11 protein-coding genes and 4 tRNA genes are annotated in these 17,687 nt (G+C 51.7%); 1 reads left to right on the top strand and 14 read right to left on the bottom strand.

What is annotated here, in order from left to right:
• Positions 1–65: 65 nt before the first annotated feature.
• The 13 genes from rpoC to LU633_RS01355 form a co-directional block, all read right to left on the bottom strand.
• On the bottom strand, positions 66–4,286 hold the full coding sequence (rpoC, locus tag LU633_RS01415; RefSeq protein ID WP_016191416.1) for a DNA-directed RNA polymerase subunit beta': 4,221 nt from the start codon (positions 4,284–4,286) through the stop codon (positions 66–68).
• A 75-nt stretch (positions 4,287–4,361) separates the two neighbouring features.
• Positions 4,362–8,390, bottom strand: a complete 4,029-nt coding sequence (gene rpoB, locus LU633_RS01410; protein ID WP_233485079.1) for a DNA-directed RNA polymerase subunit beta — start codon at positions 8,388–8,390, stop codon at positions 4,362–4,364.
• A gap of 340 nt (positions 8,391–8,730) precedes the next feature.
• Positions 8,731–9,096 carry a 50S ribosomal protein L7/L12 gene (gene rplL / locus LU633_RS01405; RefSeq protein WP_016191418.1) on the bottom strand — a complete coding sequence of 122 codons (366 nt, stop codon included), beginning with the start codon at positions 9,094–9,096 and terminating at the stop codon, positions 8,731–8,733.
• A gap of 66 nt (positions 9,097–9,162) precedes the next feature.
• Entirely contained in the window at positions 9,163–9,660 is a 498-nt protein-coding gene (gene rplJ / locus LU633_RS01400) for a 50S ribosomal protein L10 (RefSeq protein WP_016191419.1), read from the bottom strand.
• A 426-nt stretch (positions 9,661–10,086) separates the two neighbouring features.
• Positions 10,087–10,791, bottom strand: coding sequence for a 50S ribosomal protein L1 (rplA, locus tag LU633_RS01395; protein WP_016191420.1), 705 nt, complete (start codon positions 10,789–10,791; stop codon positions 10,087–10,089).
• 3 nt (positions 10,792–10,794) lie between these two features.
• The gene (gene rplK, locus LU633_RS01390; RefSeq protein ID WP_012439921.1) at positions 10,795–11,223 is read right to left on the bottom strand and encodes a 50S ribosomal protein L11; all 429 of its coding nucleotides are present in this window, start codon (positions 11,221–11,223) and stop codon (positions 10,795–10,797) included.
• Positions 11,224–11,407: 184 nt separating this feature from the next.
• Positions 11,408–11,953: a transcription termination/antitermination protein NusG gene (gene nusG / locus LU633_RS01385; protein WP_016191421.1), complete on the bottom strand. Its 546-nt coding sequence runs from the start codon at positions 11,951–11,953 to the stop codon at positions 11,408–11,410.
• A 1-nt stretch (position 11,954) separates the two neighbouring features.
• A complete protein-coding gene (secE, locus tag LU633_RS01380; RefSeq protein WP_016191422.1) occupies positions 11,955–12,338 on the bottom strand; it encodes a preprotein translocase subunit SecE in 384 nt (127 codons plus the stop codon).
• A gap of 352 nt (positions 12,339–12,690) precedes the next feature.
• The gene (tuf, locus tag LU633_RS01375) at positions 12,691–13,875 is read right to left on the bottom strand and encodes an elongation factor Tu (protein WP_016191423.1); all 1,185 of its coding nucleotides are present in this window, start codon (positions 13,873–13,875) and stop codon (positions 12,691–12,693) included.
• Positions 13,876–13,988: 113 nt separating this feature from the next.
• A tRNA-Thr gene (locus tag LU633_RS01370) sits at positions 13,989–14,064 on the bottom strand.
• Between the two features lie 6 nt (positions 14,065–14,070).
• Positions 14,071–14,145 (bottom strand) — tRNA-Gly (locus tag LU633_RS01365).
• A 147-nt stretch (positions 14,146–14,292) separates the two neighbouring features.
• A tRNA-Tyr gene (locus LU633_RS01360) sits at positions 14,293–14,377 on the bottom strand.
• A 12-nt stretch (positions 14,378–14,389) separates the two neighbouring features.
• Positions 14,390–14,465, bottom strand: a tRNA-Thr gene (locus LU633_RS01355).
• 1,102 nt (positions 14,466–15,567) lie between these two features.
• Between LU633_RS01355 and coaA the strand changes: the two genes are divergently transcribed.
• Positions 15,568–16,521, top strand: coding sequence for a type I pantothenate kinase (coaA, locus tag LU633_RS01350; protein ID WP_407646980.1), 954 nt, complete (start codon positions 15,568–15,570; stop codon positions 16,519–16,521).
• 15 nt (positions 16,522–16,536) lie between these two features.
• Here coaA and LU633_RS01345 read toward each other — a convergent pair whose 3' ends face one another.
• Complete coding sequence (locus LU633_RS01345) at positions 16,537–17,454, bottom strand: alpha/beta hydrolase (protein ID WP_046372129.1); 918 nt, start codon at positions 17,452–17,454, stop codon at positions 16,537–16,539.
• Positions 17,455–17,687: the final 233 nt, after the last annotated feature.

The following is a 17,687-nucleotide window of genomic DNA, read 5'->3' as shown; positions in this document are numbered from 1 at the left end:
AGGGGGGTGGGGACCATCTCATTAACCGCCCCGAAGAGCGGTTTTTTACATTGTGCCAACGATGATTAATCGTCGTTGCCACCAAGACCAGCATTCAGCAGTTCTGCCAGACTGGCAGACGCTTCGTCTGCGGTCACCTGAGGCACCACTGGCACTTCGCCAGCTGCCTTGCGGCGCATACGATCCTGGTGATAAGCGTAACCTGTACCAGCTGGGATCAGACGGCCCACGATGACGTTCTCTTTCAGGCCGCGCAGTTCGTCGCGTTTGCCCGCAACGGCTGCTTCGGTCAGGACACGCGTGGTTTCCTGGAACGATGCTGCAGAGATGAAGGACTCGGTTGCCAGAGACGCTTTGGTGATCCCCAGCAGATCGCGCATGTAAGTTGCCGCGATTTTGCCATTGGCTTCCAGCTCACGGTTAGAGATCTTAACGCGTGACACTTCAACCTGCTCACCATCCAGGAAGTCGGAACTGCCTGCGTTTTCGATGGTTGCTTTACGCAGCATCTGACGAACGATAACTTCGATGTGCTTATCGTTAATCTTAACACCCTGCAGACGGTAAACTTCCTGCACTTCGTTAGTGATGTAACGGGTCACCGCGTGTACGCCACGAAGACGCAGAATGTCATGTGGTGACTCTGGGCCATCGGAAACCACGTCACCACGCTCCACGCGCTCACCTTCGAACACGTTCAGCTGACGCCATTTCGGAATCATCTCTTCGTACGGATCGCTGCCGTCCACCGGGGTGATAACCAGACGACGCTTCCCTTTGGTCTCTTTACCGAAGGAGATGATGCCGCTGATTTCAGCCAGGATTGCCGGCTCTTTCGGACGACGGGCTTCGAACAGATCAGCAACGCGTGGCAGACCACCGGTGATGTCCTTGGTACCGCCAGATTCCTGCGGTACACGCGCCAAGGTGTCACCCGAGCTGATCTTGATACCATCTTCCAGCTGCACAATCGCTTTACCCGGCAGGAAGTACTGCGCAGGCATATCGGTACCTGGGATCAGCACATCGTTTCCGTTAGCATCAACGATTTTCAGCGCAGGGCGCAGGTCTTTACCACCGGCAGTACGTTCCGCACTGTCCAGAATCACCAGAGAAGACAGACCGGTCAGGTCATCCGTCTGGCGGGTAATGGTCTGGCCGTCGATCATGTCGGTGAAGCGAACGAAACCGCTCACTTCGGTGATAACCGGCATGGTATGCGGATCCCAGTTTGCTACGGTCTCGCCCGCGGCAACCTGCTCGCCGTCACCTTTCGCCATGGCTGCACCGTAAGGAACTTTATAGCTCTCTTTGGTACGGCCAAATTCGTCTATCATTTTCAGTTCAACGTTACGTGAAGTGATGATCAGTTTACCAGCAGAGTTGGTGACCGACTTGGCGTTGATCAGCTTCAGCGTACCTTTATTCTTGACCTGAATGCTGGATTCAGCAGCCGCACGCGATGCCGCACCGCCGATGTGGAAGGTACGCATCGTCAGCTGTGTACCCGGCTCACCGATGGACTGTGCTGCGATAACGCCGATGGCCTCACCTTTGTTGATGATGTGTCCACGTGCCAGATCGCGTCCATAACAGTGGGCGCACACGCCGAAGTCAGTTTCGCAACTTACCACGGAACGCACCTTCAGGCTGTCGACTGAATGCTCTTCCAACAGGTCACACTGGTGTTCGTGCAGCAGCGTGTTACGCGGCAGCAGAATGTCAGCAGTACCTGGCTTCAGCACGTCTTCCGCGGTCACACGACCCAGAACACGCTCGCGCAGTGGTTCTTTAACATCACCACCCTCGATAACCGGAGTCATCATGATACCTTCGTGGGTACCACAATCGTCTTCGGTCACCACCAGATCCTGTGCCACGTCAACCAGACGACGAGTCAGATAACCGGAGTTCGCAGTTTTCAGTGCGGTATCCGCCAGACCTTTACGAGCACCGTGCGTGGAGATGAAGTACTGGAGTACGTTCAGACCTTCACGGAAGTTCGCGGTGATCGGCGTTTCGATGATGGAGCCATCAGGCTTGGCCATCAGACCACGCATACCGGCCAGCTGACGAATCTGTGCAGCAGAACCACGCGCACCAGAGTCGGCCATCATGAAGATGCTGTTGAAGGAAACCTGACGCTCTTCTTCACCATCGCGGTTAATCACGGTTTCAGTCGACAGGTTTTCCATCATCGCTTTCGCAACGCGTTCGTTAGCGGCGGCCCAGATATCGATGACTTTGTTATAGCGTTCGCCGGCTGTTACCAGACCAGACTGGAACTGCTCCTGAATCTCAGCCACTTCCGCTTCCGCTTCGGTGATGATTTCCACTTTCTTCTCCGGGATAACCATGTCGTCGATACCAACAGACGCACCAGAGCGAGCCGCATAGGCAAAGCCGGTGTACATGGTCTGGTCAGCAAAGATAACCGTTGGTTTCAGGCCCAGAATGCGGTAACAGGTGTTCAGCATTTTAGAGATGGCTTTCTTACCCAGCGCCTGGTTGACGATGGAGAAAGGCAGGCCTTTTGGCACGATCATCCACAGGATAGCGCGGCCAATGGTGGTATCCACGAGGCTGGTTATCGCGGTCCATTCACCGCGATCGTTTTTCTCGTGCTCGATGATACGTACCTTAACGCGGGCATGCAGAGAAGCCAGACCCGCACGGTAAACGCGTTCCGCTTCTTTCGGACCGGTCAGCACCATGCCTTCGCCTTTGGCGTTAACACAGTCGCGGGTCATGTAATACAGACCCAGTACAACGTCCTGAGACGGAACGATAATTGGCTCACCGTTGGCTGGTGACAGGATGTTGTTGGTAGACATCATCAGCGCACGCGCTTCCAGCTGGGCTTCCAGCGTCAGCGGTACGTGAACAGCCATCTGGTCACCATCGAAGTCGGCGTTATAAGCCGCACAAACCAGCGGGTGCAGCTGAATAGCTTTACCTTCGATCAGCACAGGCTCAAAGGCCTGGATACCCAGACGGTGCAGCGTAGGCGCACGGTTCAGCAGCACCGGGTGTTCGCGGATTACTTCGTCAAGAATATCCCAGACCACCGCTTCTTCACGCTCAACCATTTTCTTGGCGGCTTTAATGGTGGTTGCAAGGCCACGCAGTTCCAGCTTGCCGTAAATGAACGGTTTGAACAACTCCAGCGCCATTTTCTTCGGCAGGCCGCACTGGTGCAATCTGAGGTATGGACCTACGGTGATAACGGAACGCCCGGAGTAGTCGACACGTTTACCCAGCAGGTTCTGACGGAAACGGCCCTGCTTACCTTTGATCATATCGGCCAAAGATTTCAGAGGACGCTTGTTAGAACCGGTGATCGCACGACCACGACGACCGTTATCCAGCAGGGCATCAACCGCTTCCTGCAGCATACGTTTTTCGTTACGCACGATGATGTCCGGCGCTGCCAGATCCAGCAAGCGCTTCAGACGGTTGTTACGGTTAATCACGCGACGATACAGATCGTTCAGATCCGACGTAGCGAAACGACCACCGTCCAGCGGAACCAGCGGACGCAGGTCCGGCGGCAGCACAGGCAGCACGGTCAGGATCATCCACTCTGGCTTGTTACCAGACTGCACGAACGCTTCCAGCAGTTTGATACGCTTGGTCAGCTTTTTACGCTTGGTTTCGGAGTTAGTCTCGTTCAGCTCTTCACGCAGCTGCTCGCACTCCTGCTCCAGATCCATGTTTTTCAACAGGGACTGAATCGCTTCCGCCCCCATTTTCGCGTCGAACTCATCACCAAACTCTTCCAGCGCGTCAAGATACTGCTCTTCAGTCAGGATCTGGCGCTTTTCGAGGTTGGTCATGCCGCCTTCAACAACCACATAAGATTCGAAGTACAGAACACGTTCGATATCACGCAGTGGCATATCCAGTAGTAAACCGATGCGCGATGGCAGCGATTTCAGGAACCAGATGTGCGCAGTTGGAGAAGCCAGCTCAATGTGGCCCATACGCTCACGGCGGACTTTGGTCTGTGTCACTTCAACGCCACACTTCTCACAGATCACACCACGGTGTTTCAGGCGCTTGTACTTGCCGCACAGGCACTCGTAGTCTTTAACCGGCCCGAAAATACGGGCGCAGAAAAGCCCGTCACGTTCTGGTTTGAACGTACGGTAGTTAATGGTTTCCGGCTTTTTAACTTCACCAAAAGACCAGGAACGGATCATGTCTGGCGAAGCCAGCGCAATTTTGATCGCATCAAACTCTTCGGTTTTAGTTTGCGCTTTCAGAAACTTAAGTAAGTCTTTCACGGATTAGCTCCCGTCGGAGTGAGACTTCTCAGCACGCCCGGAAGAGCGTGCTGTAACCAGTACAAATGCGAGTGCTTACTCGTCTTCCAGCTCGATGTTAATACCCAGCGAGCGGATCTCTTTCAACAGTACGTTGAAGGATTCCGGCATGCCTGGTTCCATCTGATGGTTGCCGTCAACGATGTTTTTATACATCTTGGTACGGCCGTTCACGTCATCAGACTTCACGGTCAGCATTTCCTGCAGGGTATAAGCGGCACCGTATGCTTCCAGCGCCCACACTTCCATCTCACCAAAACGCTGTCCACCGAACTGCGCCTTACCACCCAGCGGCTGCTGAGTCACCAGGCTGTAGGAACCGGTAGAACGTGCATGCATTTTATCATCCACTAAGTGGTTGAGTTTCAGCATGTACATGTAGCCCACGGTAACCTGACGCTCGAACTGTTCGCCGGTGCGACCATCGAACAGAGTGATCTGACCGGAAGAAGGCAGGCCGCCGAGCTGCAGCAGCTCTTTGATTTCGCTTTCTTTCGCGCCGTCGAACACTGGCGTGGCAATCGGCATCCCTTTCTTCAGGTTTTCTGCCAGACGCAGGACTTCTTCATCAGAGAAAGTAGACAGGTCAACTTTCTGACGCACGTCAGTGCCCAGATCGTAGGCGCGCTGGATGAACTCACGCAGTTTGGCCACTTCTTCCTGCTGCTTAAGCATCGTGTTGATTTTCTCGCCAATGCCTTTCGCTGCCATACCCAGGTGGGTTTCCAGAATCTGACCAATGTTCATACGTGAAGGTACGCCCAGCGGGTTCAGTACGATGTCTACCGGCGTGCCGTTTTCATCATAAGGCATGTCTTCGATCGGGTTGATCTTAGAGATAACACCCTTGTTACCGTGACGACCTGCCATTTTGTCACCCGGCTGGATCTGACGTTTAACGGCCAGATACACTTTTACGATTTTCAGCACGCCCGGTGCCAGGTCATCGCCCTGGGTGATTTTGCGGCGTTTCGCATCAAGTTTTTTCTCAAACTCATGCTTCAGCTCGTCGTACTGCTCTGCCAGCTGCTCCAGCTGATTTTGCTTCTCTTCGTCGGTCAGACCGAGTTCCAGCCAGCGCTCGCGTGGCAGATTATCCAGTTTTTCCGCTTCCACGCCGCCGGAAACCAGCAGGTAGTGAATACGGCTGAACAGGCCCGCTTCGAGGATTTGCAATTCTTCAGACAGGTCTTTTTTCGCCTGCTTGAGCTGCATCTCTTCGATTTCCAGCGCGCGCTTGTCTTTTTCCACGCCATCGCGGGTAAAGACCTGCACATCAATAACGGTACCAGACACGCCATTTGGCACGCGCAGAGAAGAGTCTTTAACATCAGACGCTTTCTCACCGAAGATCGCACGCAGCAGCTTCTCTTCTGGGGTCAGCTGGGTTTCACCTTTCGGCGTTACCTTACCCACCAGAATGTCGCCACCGGTCACTTCCGCGCCGATATACACGATACCGGATTCATCCAGTTTAGAGAGCGCAGCTTCACCCACGTTCGGGATGTCAGCAGTGATCTCTTCCGGCCCCAACTTGGTGTCACGAGACACACACGCCAGTTCCTGGATGTGGATAGTGGTGAAACGATCTTCCTGTACCACTCGCTCGGAGACGAGAATGGAGTCTTCGAAGTTGTAGCCGTTCCACGGCATGAACGCGACGCGCATGTTCTGACCCAGTGCCAGTTCGCCGAGATCCGTAGAAGGACCATCAGCCAGCACATCATCACGTTCAACTGGCTCCCCCAGGTTGACACATGGCATCTGGTTGATACAGGTGTTCTGGTTGGAACGGGTGTATTTGGTCAGGTTATAGATGTCGATACCGGCTTCGCCCGGGTACATTTCGTCTTCGTTAACTTTGATAACGATACGGGATGCATCAACGTACTGAATGGTACCACCACGTTTCGCGACGGCGGTCACACCGGAGTCAACCGCTACCGCGCGTTCCATACCGGTACCAACCAGCGGCTTATCAGCACGCAGCGTTGGAACCGCCTGACGTTGCATGTTTGCACCCATCAATGCGCGGTTGGCGTCATCGTGTTCCAGGAACGGGATCAGGCTTGCCCCGACGGAAACCACCTGCTGGGTGGAAACGTCCATGTAGTCAACCTGATCTCGGCTAAACAGACTTGATTCGCCTTTGCTGCGGCAGGTCACCAGATCGTCCACGAAGTGACCTTCGTCGTCGAGGTTGGTGTTCGCCTGAGCGATAACGTAGTTACCCTCTTCAATGGCAGAGAGGTAATGAATTTCGTCGGTCACCACGCCGTCGCGAACGCGGCGGTATGGGGTTTCCAGGAAACCGTACTCGTTGGTCTGTGCGTACACGGACAGGGAGTTGATCAGACCGATGTTTGGACCTTCAGGGGTTTCGATTGGGCACACGCGACCGTAGTGAGTCGGGTGAACGTCTCGAACTTCAAAGCCTGCACGCTCACGCGTCAGACCGCCCGGACCAAGTGCAAAGATACGACGCTTGTGCGTAATCTCAGACAGTGGGTTGTTCTGGTCCATAAACTGTGACAGCTGGCTGGAACCAAAGAACTCTTTCACTGCGGCAGAGATTGGCTTGGCGTTGATCATATCCTGAGGCATCAGAGTGTCCAGGTCGCCCAGGGACAGACGCTCTTTCACCGCGCGCTCAACACGAACCAGACCTACGCGGAACTGGTTTTCAGCCATCTCGCCGACGGAACGGATACGACGGTTGCCGAGGTGGTCAATATCATCCACTTCGCCAATGCCGTTACGGATACCGATGAGCTTTTTCATCACATCAATGATGTCGTCTTTGCTCAGGATACCGGAACCTTCGATCTCGTCGCGCAGCAGGGAACGGTTGAACTTCATACGACCAACCGCAGACAGATCGTAGCGGTCTTCAGAGAAGAACAGGTTTTCGAACAGGTTTTCAGCCGCTTCACGCGTTGGCGGTTCGCCAGGGCGCATCATGCGGTAGATCTCAACCAGCGCGCTCAGGCGGTCACTGGTTGGATCGACGCGAACGGTTTCAGAAATATACGGACCGTGGTCCAGATCGTTGGTGAACAGCGTTTCAATACGCTTGTGGCCGGACTGGCTGAGTTTCGCCAGCAGGTCCAGCGACAGATCCATGTTAGCGGCAACGATCAGCTCGCCGGTATTTTCGTCGATGTAGTCTTTAGCGACGACTTTACCCGCGATGTATTCAACCGGTACTTCGATGTGCTCAACACCATCTTTTTCCAGCTGACGAATGTGACGTGCAGTAATGCGACGGCCTTTTTCTACGTATACCGTTCCATTGGACTCGATATCAAAAGAGGCGGTCTCACCACGCAGGCGCTCAGGCACCAGCTCCATCTGCAGCTTGTTGTCGCGAATTTCATACACGATTTTGTCAAAGAACAGGTCAAGGATCTGCTCAGTGGTGTAGTTCAGCGCGCGCAGGATGATGGTCGCAGGCAGCTTGCGGCGACGGTCAATACGGACAAACAGGTTATCTTTTGGATCGAACTCAAAGTCCAGCCAGGAACCACGGTAGGGGATAATGCGTGCGTTATACAGCACTTTACCCGATGAGTGGGTTTTACCCTTATCGCTATCAAAGAAAACACCGGGGCTACGATGCAGCTGGGAAACGATAACGCGTTCTGTACCGTTGATGACGAAAGTACCGTTGTCCGTCATAAGTGGAATTTCACCCATGTAGACTTCTTGTTCTTTAATGTCTTTAACGGTGCCTTCCGGCGCTTCGCGCTCGTAGATCACCAGGCGCAATTTTACACGCAGAGGAGCAGAGAACGTGACGCCACGAATCTGACACTCTTTCACATCAAATACAGGTTCGCCTAAACGGTAGCTGACATATTGCAGCTCAGAATTGCCGCTGTAGCTTTGAATTGGAAACACGGAACGGAATGCCGCTTCCAGACCGTATTGACCTTCCGGATCTTGCTCGATGAATTTCTGGAACGAGTCAAGCTGGATAGAAAGCAGATATGGAATGTCCAGAACTTGTGGACGTTTTCCAAAATCCTTACGAATGCGTTTTTTCTCGGTATAGGAGTAAACCATTGGGTTCCTCAGCTCGCTGAAAAGTAGAACCTTTCTGTCCGTCCAGGCGGGACAGTTCATGCAACGCTGTTTTGTGTCTTGCAAAAGACAGTGTGCCTTTTGTAATACCTCTGTCTATCACGCTTAAATCATTTCATTGCTTTTGTCTGGACAGAGGGTCCATGCAGGAAAGCAGTATATTAAGTCGTCGATAGAAAAAAATATTAAGAAAATCAATAACTAAACAGTGTGAAACGTCATTGATGCTTTAGAGCGCAAAAAGGCTGGTGACCGAGAAGTCACCAGCCATCAGCCTGAGTCACCCTCGCGGATTAATCAAGCTGCAACCTGAAAGGTTGGCTTACTTAACTTCAACTTCTGCGCCAGCTTCTTCCAGTGCTTTCTTCAGAGCTTCTGCGTCGTCTTTGCTGATGCCTTCTTTCAGGGCAGCAGGTGCAGACTCAACCAGGTCTTTGGCTTCTTTCAGGCCCAGACCAGTTGCCCCACGTACTGCTTTGATCACGGCAACTTTGTTAGCGCCGATAGCTTTCAGTACAACGTCGAACTCAGTTTTTTCTTCAGCAGCTTCAACCGGGCCAGCAGCTACAGCTACTGCGGCGGCAGCAGAAACACCAAACTTTTCTTCCATAGCTGAAACCAGCTCAACAACGTCCATTACAGACATAGCCGCTACTGCTTCCAGAATTTGATCTTTAGTGATAGACATGACAATTGTTCCTGTGAATCAGAAATAGTTTATACGTTAGCAAATGCAACAGACAAAAATGCGCAATTATGCTGCATCTTTGGCGTCGCGAACGGCTGCCAGAGTGCGGACCAGTTTGCCTGCAGCGGCTTCTTTCATGGTCGACATCAGACGTGCAAGTGCTTCTTCGTAAGTCGGCAGCGTGGCCAGACGGTCAATATTGGCCGCACTGATCAGCTCACCTTCAAAGGCCGCAGCTTTGACCTCAAATTTTGCATTCGCTTTCGCGAACTCTTTGAACAAACGAGCAGCAGCACCCGGGTGTTCTAAAGAATATGCAATCAGGGTCGGACCAACAAACGTGTCTTTCAGGATCTCGAACTGAGTTCCTTCAACGACGCGGCGCAGCAGGGTGTTGCGAACAACACGCATGTAAACGCCAGCTTCACGACCTGCTTTACGCAGTTCAGTCATTTTATCTACGGTGACGCCACGAGAATCCGCAACGACCGCAGACAGCGCACCTTTGGCTACTTCGCTGACTTCAGCAACAATCGCTTGTTTGTCTTGAAGATTTAATGCCATTAGCTTTTGCTCCTGGATTTTGGCCGGAGATGAATTTCTCCGGAACTCACTTCGCCTGAATGCAGTTTCCCGAGACAGGCGCTAAACACGGTGAGCAGAATCCAGCAAAGACTATAAAAATATTCTTCAGGTTCTGTCACCGTCTACGCAGGAAATTAAGTGTTACCTTTTCGTTTCACACCTGCGGTCTTGGACGGAGGCCTGGATAAGGCCAGGCTCCAACCGAAAATTCCTCTGATTCGTCGTCATTTGTGCTGTTACTTCGTTAGCTGCCTTCGCTCACACCAGTCACATAGTGAACTATGCTCCTGGCGATTCATTCTTTGCAGGCTCGTCTCAGCACGAACAACCCAATCAGAGGTTCTGTATGTTAACAGAACAATGGGCGGAAGATTCTAGTCGAAACTTTCGCCCGGGTAAAGCAGATTAGTTAGCTGCTGCGCTCAGGCCAGCCTGATCGATGGCAACACCAGCACCCATGGTAGTGGAGATGCTAACTTTCTTGATATACACGCCCTTTGCCTGAGATGGTTTTGCTTTTTTCAGCGCAACCAGCAAAGACTCAAGGTTTTCTTTCAATTTATCTGCGTCGAAATCAACTTTACCGATAGTGGTGTGAATGATTCCGTTTTTATCGTTACGGTAACGAACCTGACCTGCTTTGGCATTCTTAACGGCTTCAGCAACATTTGGCGTTACGGTACCCACTTTCGGGTTTGGCATCAGACCACGTGGACCCAGAACCTGGCCTAACTGGCCAACAACGCGCATTGCATCAGGAGATGCGATAACCACGTCGAAGTTCATTTCGCCTTTTTTGATCTGCTCTGCCAGATCTTCCATACCTACCAGTTCAGCGCCAGCTGCTTTAGCAGCTTCAGCGTTTGCACCCTGAGTAAATACAGCAACGCGAACGGAACGACCGGTACCATGTGGCAGTACGGTTGCACCACGTACGTTCTGGTCAGATTTACGTGCATCAATGCCCAGGTTTACCGCCACGTCAACGCTTTCTACGAACTTAGCCGTCGCCAGTTCTTTCAGCAGAGCAACAGCTTCGTTGATGTCATACTGTTTAGTTGAATCAACTTTGTCACGGATCACGCGCATGCGCTTGGTCAGTTTAGCCATTTCTTAATCCTCTACCACCAGACCCATGGAACGAGCAGTACCTTCGATTGAGCGGGTCATCGCTTCAATGTCAGCACCAGTCATGTCCGCAGCTTTGGTTTCTGCGATTTCACGTACCTGAGCACGAGATACTTTACCTACTTTGTCTTTGTTAGGCTTGCCTGAACCAGACTTAATACCCGCCGCTTTCTTCAGCAGTACTGCTGCAGGAGGGGTCTTGGTAACAAAGGTGAAAGAACGGTCAGAATAAACGGTGATAACAACCGGTGTTGGCAGACCTTTCTCAAGAGATTCTGTTTTGGCGTTAAACGCTTTACAGAATTCCATGATGTTAACACCCTGCTGACCCAGAGCTGGACCAACCGGTGGACTTGGGTTTGCCATACCAGCTGCAACCTGCAGCTTAACGTAGGCTTGTACTTTCTTAGCCATGAGATTTCCTCTATTGGGTGCAAACGCTCTGAAAAGAGCTCCCCGTGGTTAATATTTTACGTGCTGAAACCGCACATAAAACAAAATGCGCGAAATTGTATTGCAATTTCGCGCCTTCTGCAACCGCTCTTCACTCCAGAAAAGGGCAATAGTACTGGTGATATGACTCTTGAAAAACAGGCGATCAGCCTTTTTCTACCTGTCCAAAGTCCAGCTCCACCGGCGTCGCACGGCCAAATATGGAAACGGACACTTTCAGGCGGCTTTTCTCGTAATCAACTTCTTCAACCACACCGTTGAAATCTGCAAATGGACCATCGCTAACGCGCACCATTTCACCGGGTTCAAACAGTGTTTTAGGACGTGGCTTGTCACCGGCAGACTGCAAGCGGTTCATGATCGAATCGACTTCTTTATCGCTGACAGGTGCCGGGCGATCGGAGGTGCCACCAATGAAACCCATAACTCGCGGCACGCTACGCACCAGATGCCAACTTGAATCGTTCATGACCATCTGTACCAGAACATAGCCTGGGAAGAACTTACGCTCGCTTTTGCGACGCTGGCCACCACGGATCTCAACCACTTCTTCGGTTGGCACCATGACTTCGCCAAAAAGCTCTTCCATGTTATGTAACTTGATATGCTCGCGCAGCGACTGGGCTACGCGGCCTTCAAAACCGGAAAACGCCTGAACGACGTACCAGCGCTTCTTTGGAACTTCAGACATCTCAGAACCTCAGGCCAGTAATAAACGAGACCAGGCGGACCAGAATACCATCCAGCCCCCACAGAATCAGTGACATCACGGCAGTTACCGCGGCTACGATTAACGTGGTGTGCAACGTTTCCTGACGGGTCGGCCAGATGACTTTACGAACTTCAGTGCGAGCTTCACTGGCAAACGCCAGCGTTGACTTGCCTTTTGCCGTCAGGAGCGCAATGCCGCCTGCTGCCGCAATCAGGATAACCACAGCAAGCGCACGCAGTGGGAGAGTAATATCACGGTAAAAGTAGTTACCAACAATGGCCGCAATCAGCAGCACCGCAACAACCAGCCATTTAATTACCTCCAGGCCACGCCCGCTCCCTTGAGCTTCGGTATTAGCACTCATAAACCAACCTGCCACAATAAACCAGAAACTATTTTGCCCTCGTAAACGGGAGCAACCGAACCGAATGATGCTGTCAGGCGAAACTCGGCATATCCCTTTATCTTTCAGGTTGCAAAGCTGCAGGTTCTGTTAATTTCGTCGCTCGCATACCAGGTTCCGCGCCCGGAAATCATCCAGTGACCATTATTTATGCAACATAAAACTTGTCAGGTTCAACGCCGTACAACAGAGCCCGCCTCAGCAATGATTATTTGATGGAAATCACTGATGAGCCAAGTTCTATGTTACAGCGTGCAAAAAGGGCATCAAATGATGCCCTCTTCAAGTGCGTCGCGTCAAATATTATCAGCGATTAAGCGATAACTTTAGCAACAACGCCCGCACCCACAGTACGACCACCTTCGCGGATGGCGAAACGCAGACCGTCGTCCATCGCGATTGGGTGGATCAGGGTCACAACCATTTTGATATTGTCACCCGGCATCACCATCTCAACGCCTTCTGGCAGCTCGATGGTTCCGGTCACGTCAGTGGTACGGAAGTAGAACTGAGGACGGTAACCTTTGAAGAACGGGGTGTGACGGCCGCCTTCGTCTTTGGACAGAATATAAACTTCTGACTCAAACTTGGTGTGTGGCTTGATTGAACCTGGCTTGGCCAGAACCTGTCCACGCTGGATATCTTCACGCTTGATACCGCGCAGCAGGATACCGCAGTTCTCACCCGCACGGCCTTCGTCCAGCAGCTTACGGAACATTTCAACACCGGTACAGGTTGATTTCACGGTGTCTTTGATACCGACAATTTCAACTTCTTCACCCACTTTCACGATACCGCGCTCAACACGACCGGTCACCACGGTACCACGGCCGGAGATGGAGAACACGTCTTCAATTGGCAGCAGGAACGGCTTGTCAATCGCACGTTCTGGCTCAGGGATGTAAGTATCCAAGTGACCGGCCAGCTCGATAATTTTTGCTTCCCACTCAGCGTCGCCTTCCAGCGCTTTCAGCGCAGAACCGTGAACAATTGGGGTGTCGTCGCCCGGGAATTCGTACTGAGACAGCAGGTCACGCACTTCCATCTCAACCAGTTCCAGCAGTTCTTCATCATCAACCATGTCACACTTGTTCAGGAACACGATGATGTAAGGAACGCCTACCTGACGACCCAGCAGGATGTGCTCACGGGTCTGCGGCATTGGGCCATCAGTCGCAGCAACAACCAGGATTGCACCGTCCATCTGGGCAGCACCGGTGATCATGTTTTTCACATAGTCGGCGTGACCAGGGCAGTCAACGTGCGCATAGTGACGGCTTGGGGTGTCATATTCAACATGAGAGGTGTTGATGGTGATACCACGTGCTTTTTCTTCTGGTGCGTTGTCGATCTGGTCGAACGCACGCGCAGAACCGCCGTAGGTTTTAGCCAGAACGGTGGTGATAGCAGCAGTCAGAGTAGTTTTACCATGGTCAACGTGGCCGATAGTACCAACGTTGACGTGCGGTTTGGAACGTTCAAATTTTTCTTTAGACATCGCTTGTCCCTCTAAGACACGGATAAATTGGTGATATCACCACATCAACCAGGCATTGCCTGAACTGTTGAATTTCAACGTACAGAGAAGAATCAGGGAGGGAGATGTAGAGGTGGTGCTGATACCCAGAGTCGAACTGGGGACCTCACCCTTACCAAGGGTGCGCTCTACCAACTGAGCCATATCAGCACGGCTTGGAGCGGGCAGCGGGAATCGAACCCGCATCATCAGCTTGGAAGGCTGAGGTAATAGCCATTATACGATGCCCGCATCCTGGAACTCGGCTACCTGTTCTGTCTGTAGCTTGTGAATAACAAGAGGTAACCCTTATTATTCGAGTCAACCCGCATATGCTTGATGACTCCGACTGTGCTCAGTCTAAAATCAGCATTTCCAACCCTAAAGTCCGGGTCGAAATGGTGGTGGGGGAAGGATTCGAACCTTCGAAGTCGATGACGGCAGATTTACAGTCTGCTCCCTTTGGCCGCTCGGGAACCCCACCCGGGGTACTTGATGGTGCCGGCTACCGGAATCGAACTGGTGACCTACTGATTACAAGTCAGTTGCTCTACCTACTGAGCTAAGCCGGCATCAAGTGACGCGCATTCTAGGAAGAGCGGCGGCATGATGCAACAAAAAAATTGCGATAAATGTTTTTATGACGGTTATTTGTGCAATTTTCCGCAAGTTGCCATTCGCTGCCGTGTATTACGTTCAATTAATCACCATCTTAACCTTTATTACTGCATTCTCGACCCACAACCTGAGGCGGAAAAAGTAAACGTCTTTTCCTGCCGACTGACACTGAAGCTTAAATTTTGCACCACTGAAATCCTTTTACCATTTTACCATTCATCGTGTATTTTTCCATCAGCACTTGCATCACTATGCAATTACGAAGCTACCGATGATGTTCCAAATCTTATTACCTCGCATTCCAGCAGCCATCAGTGGGGCACTCCGTAAGAAAATCATCCTGTTTATACGGACACTCTGTGTGTTTGCCGAAATGATCCGTCGACATAATGATGAAATGTAGTCACTCACGACGAGGGTGGACGACAGCGTATCTCTCAGGCATTGGCTGAAATCTTTTTTCACAGCCTGTGAACCTTGCGGGTTAAGGGAGAGTGTAAAGTGTTGATTGCCCGTCATGAGTAAGGACTTAGCGACCACGTTCAGATGGCAATCTGTATGAAGCCTGCGGGACGACATCGCGCTGAAGTTTATCAAGCCCGGGTTGATGATCGCGTACGGTGTCTGAATACGGGGAAAAGCCAATCATTGTGGTCGGTCGGGAAGCATTCAATCTCAGGCCTCATTTATCTCAATAGTTCCTCTGGGAGCGTAGCTGAAGCAGCTTACCGCCCTCAGGGCTATGGTTGCCTGGGGAATTGACTGATTTTTTCTGTCGCCCGGATGCGTATTCAAACGCGGCGGTCATCTGCAACTATAAGGTCACTGCACATTGCTCGGGCTATCCGGGCGATGACCCACTAAATTTTTAATAAATGTGGCGGCGTTACGTTTGCGTTCACCGATTTTATTTTTCCTTCTGGTTACGGCCTTTCTGGTGGTAATCTCCTGCGCATTGTTTTCTGAAATTTTCCTGATTTGATGCGCAAGGAGAGTGCGTTTTGTTGTCTTCCCACACCTTAATGCTACAACGGGTAAATTCTTGCTGGCAGAAGCATGCACATGAGTAAAGCGCCGCTGGTGACCACACCTTACCTTGAATTTGACCGCGCACAGTGGGCTGCACTGCGTGATTCCGTGCCCATGCCCTTGAGTGAACAAGAAGTGGCGCGTCTTGAGGGAATAAACGAAGATTTGTCGATTAAAGAAGTGGCAGAGATCTATCTGCCGCTGTCCCGTCTGCTTAATTTCTACATCAGTTCGAACTTGCGCCGCCAGGCTGTGCTGGAACAATTTCTGGGTACCAGCGGTCAAAAAATCCCTTACATTATCAGTATCGCAGGCAGCGTCGCCGTAGGGAAAAGTACCACTGCACGCGTTTTACAGGCTCTGTTAAGCAGCTGGCCTGAGCACCGCCGCGTTGAGCTGATCACCACCGACGGTTTTCTACATCCTAACAAGGTGTTGAAAGAACGGGGGCTGATGAAGAAAAAAGGTTTTCCGCAGTCCTATGACATGCACCGTCTGGTTAATTTTGTTTCCGCTCTGAAATCAGGCGCGTCACAAGTCACCGCACCCGTTTATTCACACCTGATTTACGATGTCATCAGCGGTGGTGACAAAATTGTACAGCAGCCGGATATTCTGATTCTGGAAGGGTTGAACGTGTTGCAAAGCGGTATGGATTATCCACACGATCCGCATCATGTTTTTGTGTCTGATTTTGTGGATTTTTCCATTTACGTGGATGCGCCACAGGCGTTGCTCCAGCGTTGGTATATAAATCGCTTCCTCAAATTCCGACAAAGTGCGTTCACCAATCCCGATTCCTACTTTCATCACTATGCAACTTTGCCAGAAGAAGAAGCAGCCCAGATGGCCAGCCAGCTTTGGAACGAAATTAACTTATTAAATTTAAGAGAAAATATTCTTCCTACTCGTGAAAGAGCCAACCTGATCATGACCAAAAGTGTTAACCATGCGGTCGATTTGGTGAGATTAAGAAAATAACCCCAGGCCATCGTGTTATGCGATGGTCCCTGCTTTCTTTCTTCGCGTATCCAGCCAGACTGCGTAAGCTTCGTCCCATATTGCTGCCGGACTGCCCGCCTTGCCCAGACCAAAACCATGCCCACCACGGGTAATTTTGATCTGTTCAACTGGCACACCCATTTTCCGGCAGGTGTCATGCATGATCTGACTGTTATGGGGACTAGAAACAAGATCATCTTCTGCCTGTGCGAGAAATAAAGGCGGAAATTTGGGTGTAACATAATTCTCTACCGACCAGCCTGCCTCATCAGCCGGGGACGGATTTAATCCCAGCAATTCAAAATGCGTATTGGTATGGGTGTAGGGTGACTCTAGCGTAATAACCGGGTAAATCAGCGCGACGCTTTCTACCAGCGGTTTGATCTTATCAACCGAATCCTGCGGTTGATAAGTAACAAAGTCCGGACGTGCAGCAACCATGCCCATCAGATGTCCTCCTGCAGAGAAGCCCAACAGATGCACATTACGTTCCCTCACGCGCACGAGTTTTATCGCCCGCTGCGCATCCTGGAAAGGAGCCAGTCGCCCTGCCCGCCATTTCTCGCGGGGTAGACGGTAACTCAGCACGTATACCGTAAAACCACGCGTATTTAACCAACGCGCCACGGGCCAGGCTTCCCCCCCCATTCCGATCCAACGATAGCCACCACCCGCCGCGATCAGCACGGCCGATCCATTCGAATTTGCGGGCTGAAACCGCTGAATCGCCGGACTCACAATATTTGACCAGGAGCCGTTAGCAGAAACGTGCAGATCTCCGCTCGGCCCCCCCCCTCCCGGCGGCTCATCCTGCCAGAGAGGAATGATATCCTCACGGGCAAACAATCTCCCGGAAGATATCGCGAGTAAAGTAGCGCCGGTTCCAAGTATTAACCGACGACGACTAATCATCAGGCATCTCTAACCTCAGTGATCGTTACCATGACACAAACGTGGTGCACAGCATTCAGGCGCAGGTGGGTGTCCGCAACAATTGCGTTAACTACAGGCAGTCGGCCGGATTTAATGCGTGCAATAATTTTATCGGCATGCAGGCATGATCTCTGTACCGCTATTTATGCGATTTCCCGCGAGCAACGCAGGAAAATGCATTGCTGGGCAGTCCCTGCCCGAACAGCCGGAGC

Origin of the sequence: Erwinia tracheiphila, assembly GCF_021365465.1 — a bacterium.
In the GTDB taxonomy this organism is placed as follows: domain Bacteria; phylum Pseudomonadota; class Gammaproteobacteria; order Enterobacterales; family Enterobacteriaceae; genus Erwinia; species Erwinia tracheiphila.
Note: the sequence above shows the minus strand (reverse complement) of the source record. Positions and strands in the feature narration are given on the sequence as shown.

Excerpts from the sequence above, each read along its gene's own strand:
- rpoB (WP_233485079.1), bottom strand. The coding sequence starts at position 8,390 with ATGGTTTACTCCTATACCGAGAAAAAACGCATTCGTAAGGATTTTGGA.
- LU633_RS01345 (WP_046372129.1), bottom strand. The coding sequence starts at position 17,454 with ATGATTAGTCGTCGTCGGTTAATACTTGGAACCGGCGCTACTTTACTC.
- secE (WP_016191422.1), bottom strand. The coding sequence starts at position 12,338 with ATGAGTGCTAATACCGAAGCTCAAGGGAGCGGGCGTGGCCTGGAGGTA.
- nusG (WP_016191421.1), bottom strand. The coding sequence starts at position 11,953 with ATGTCTGAAGTTCCAAAGAAGCGCTGGTACGTCGTTCAGGCGTTTTCC.
- rplJ (WP_016191419.1), bottom strand. The coding sequence starts at position 9,660 with ATGGCATTAAATCTTCAAGACAAACAAGCGATTGTTGCTGAAGTCAGC.
- coaA (WP_407646980.1), top strand. The coding sequence starts at position 15,568 with ATGCACATGAGTAAAGCGCCGCTGGTGACCACACCTTACCTTGAATTT.
- rplL (WP_016191418.1), bottom strand. The coding sequence starts at position 9,096 with ATGTCTATCACTAAAGATCAAATTCTGGAAGCAGTAGCGGCTATGTCT.
- rplA (WP_016191420.1), bottom strand. The coding sequence starts at position 10,791 with ATGGCTAAACTGACCAAGCGCATGCGCGTGATCCGTGACAAAGTTGAT.
- rplK (WP_012439921.1), bottom strand. The coding sequence starts at position 11,223 with ATGGCTAAGAAAGTACAAGCCTACGTTAAGCTGCAGGTTGCAGCTGGT.
- tuf (WP_016191423.1), bottom strand. The coding sequence starts at position 13,875 with ATGTCTAAAGAAAAATTTGAACGTTCCAAACCGCACGTCAACGTTGGT.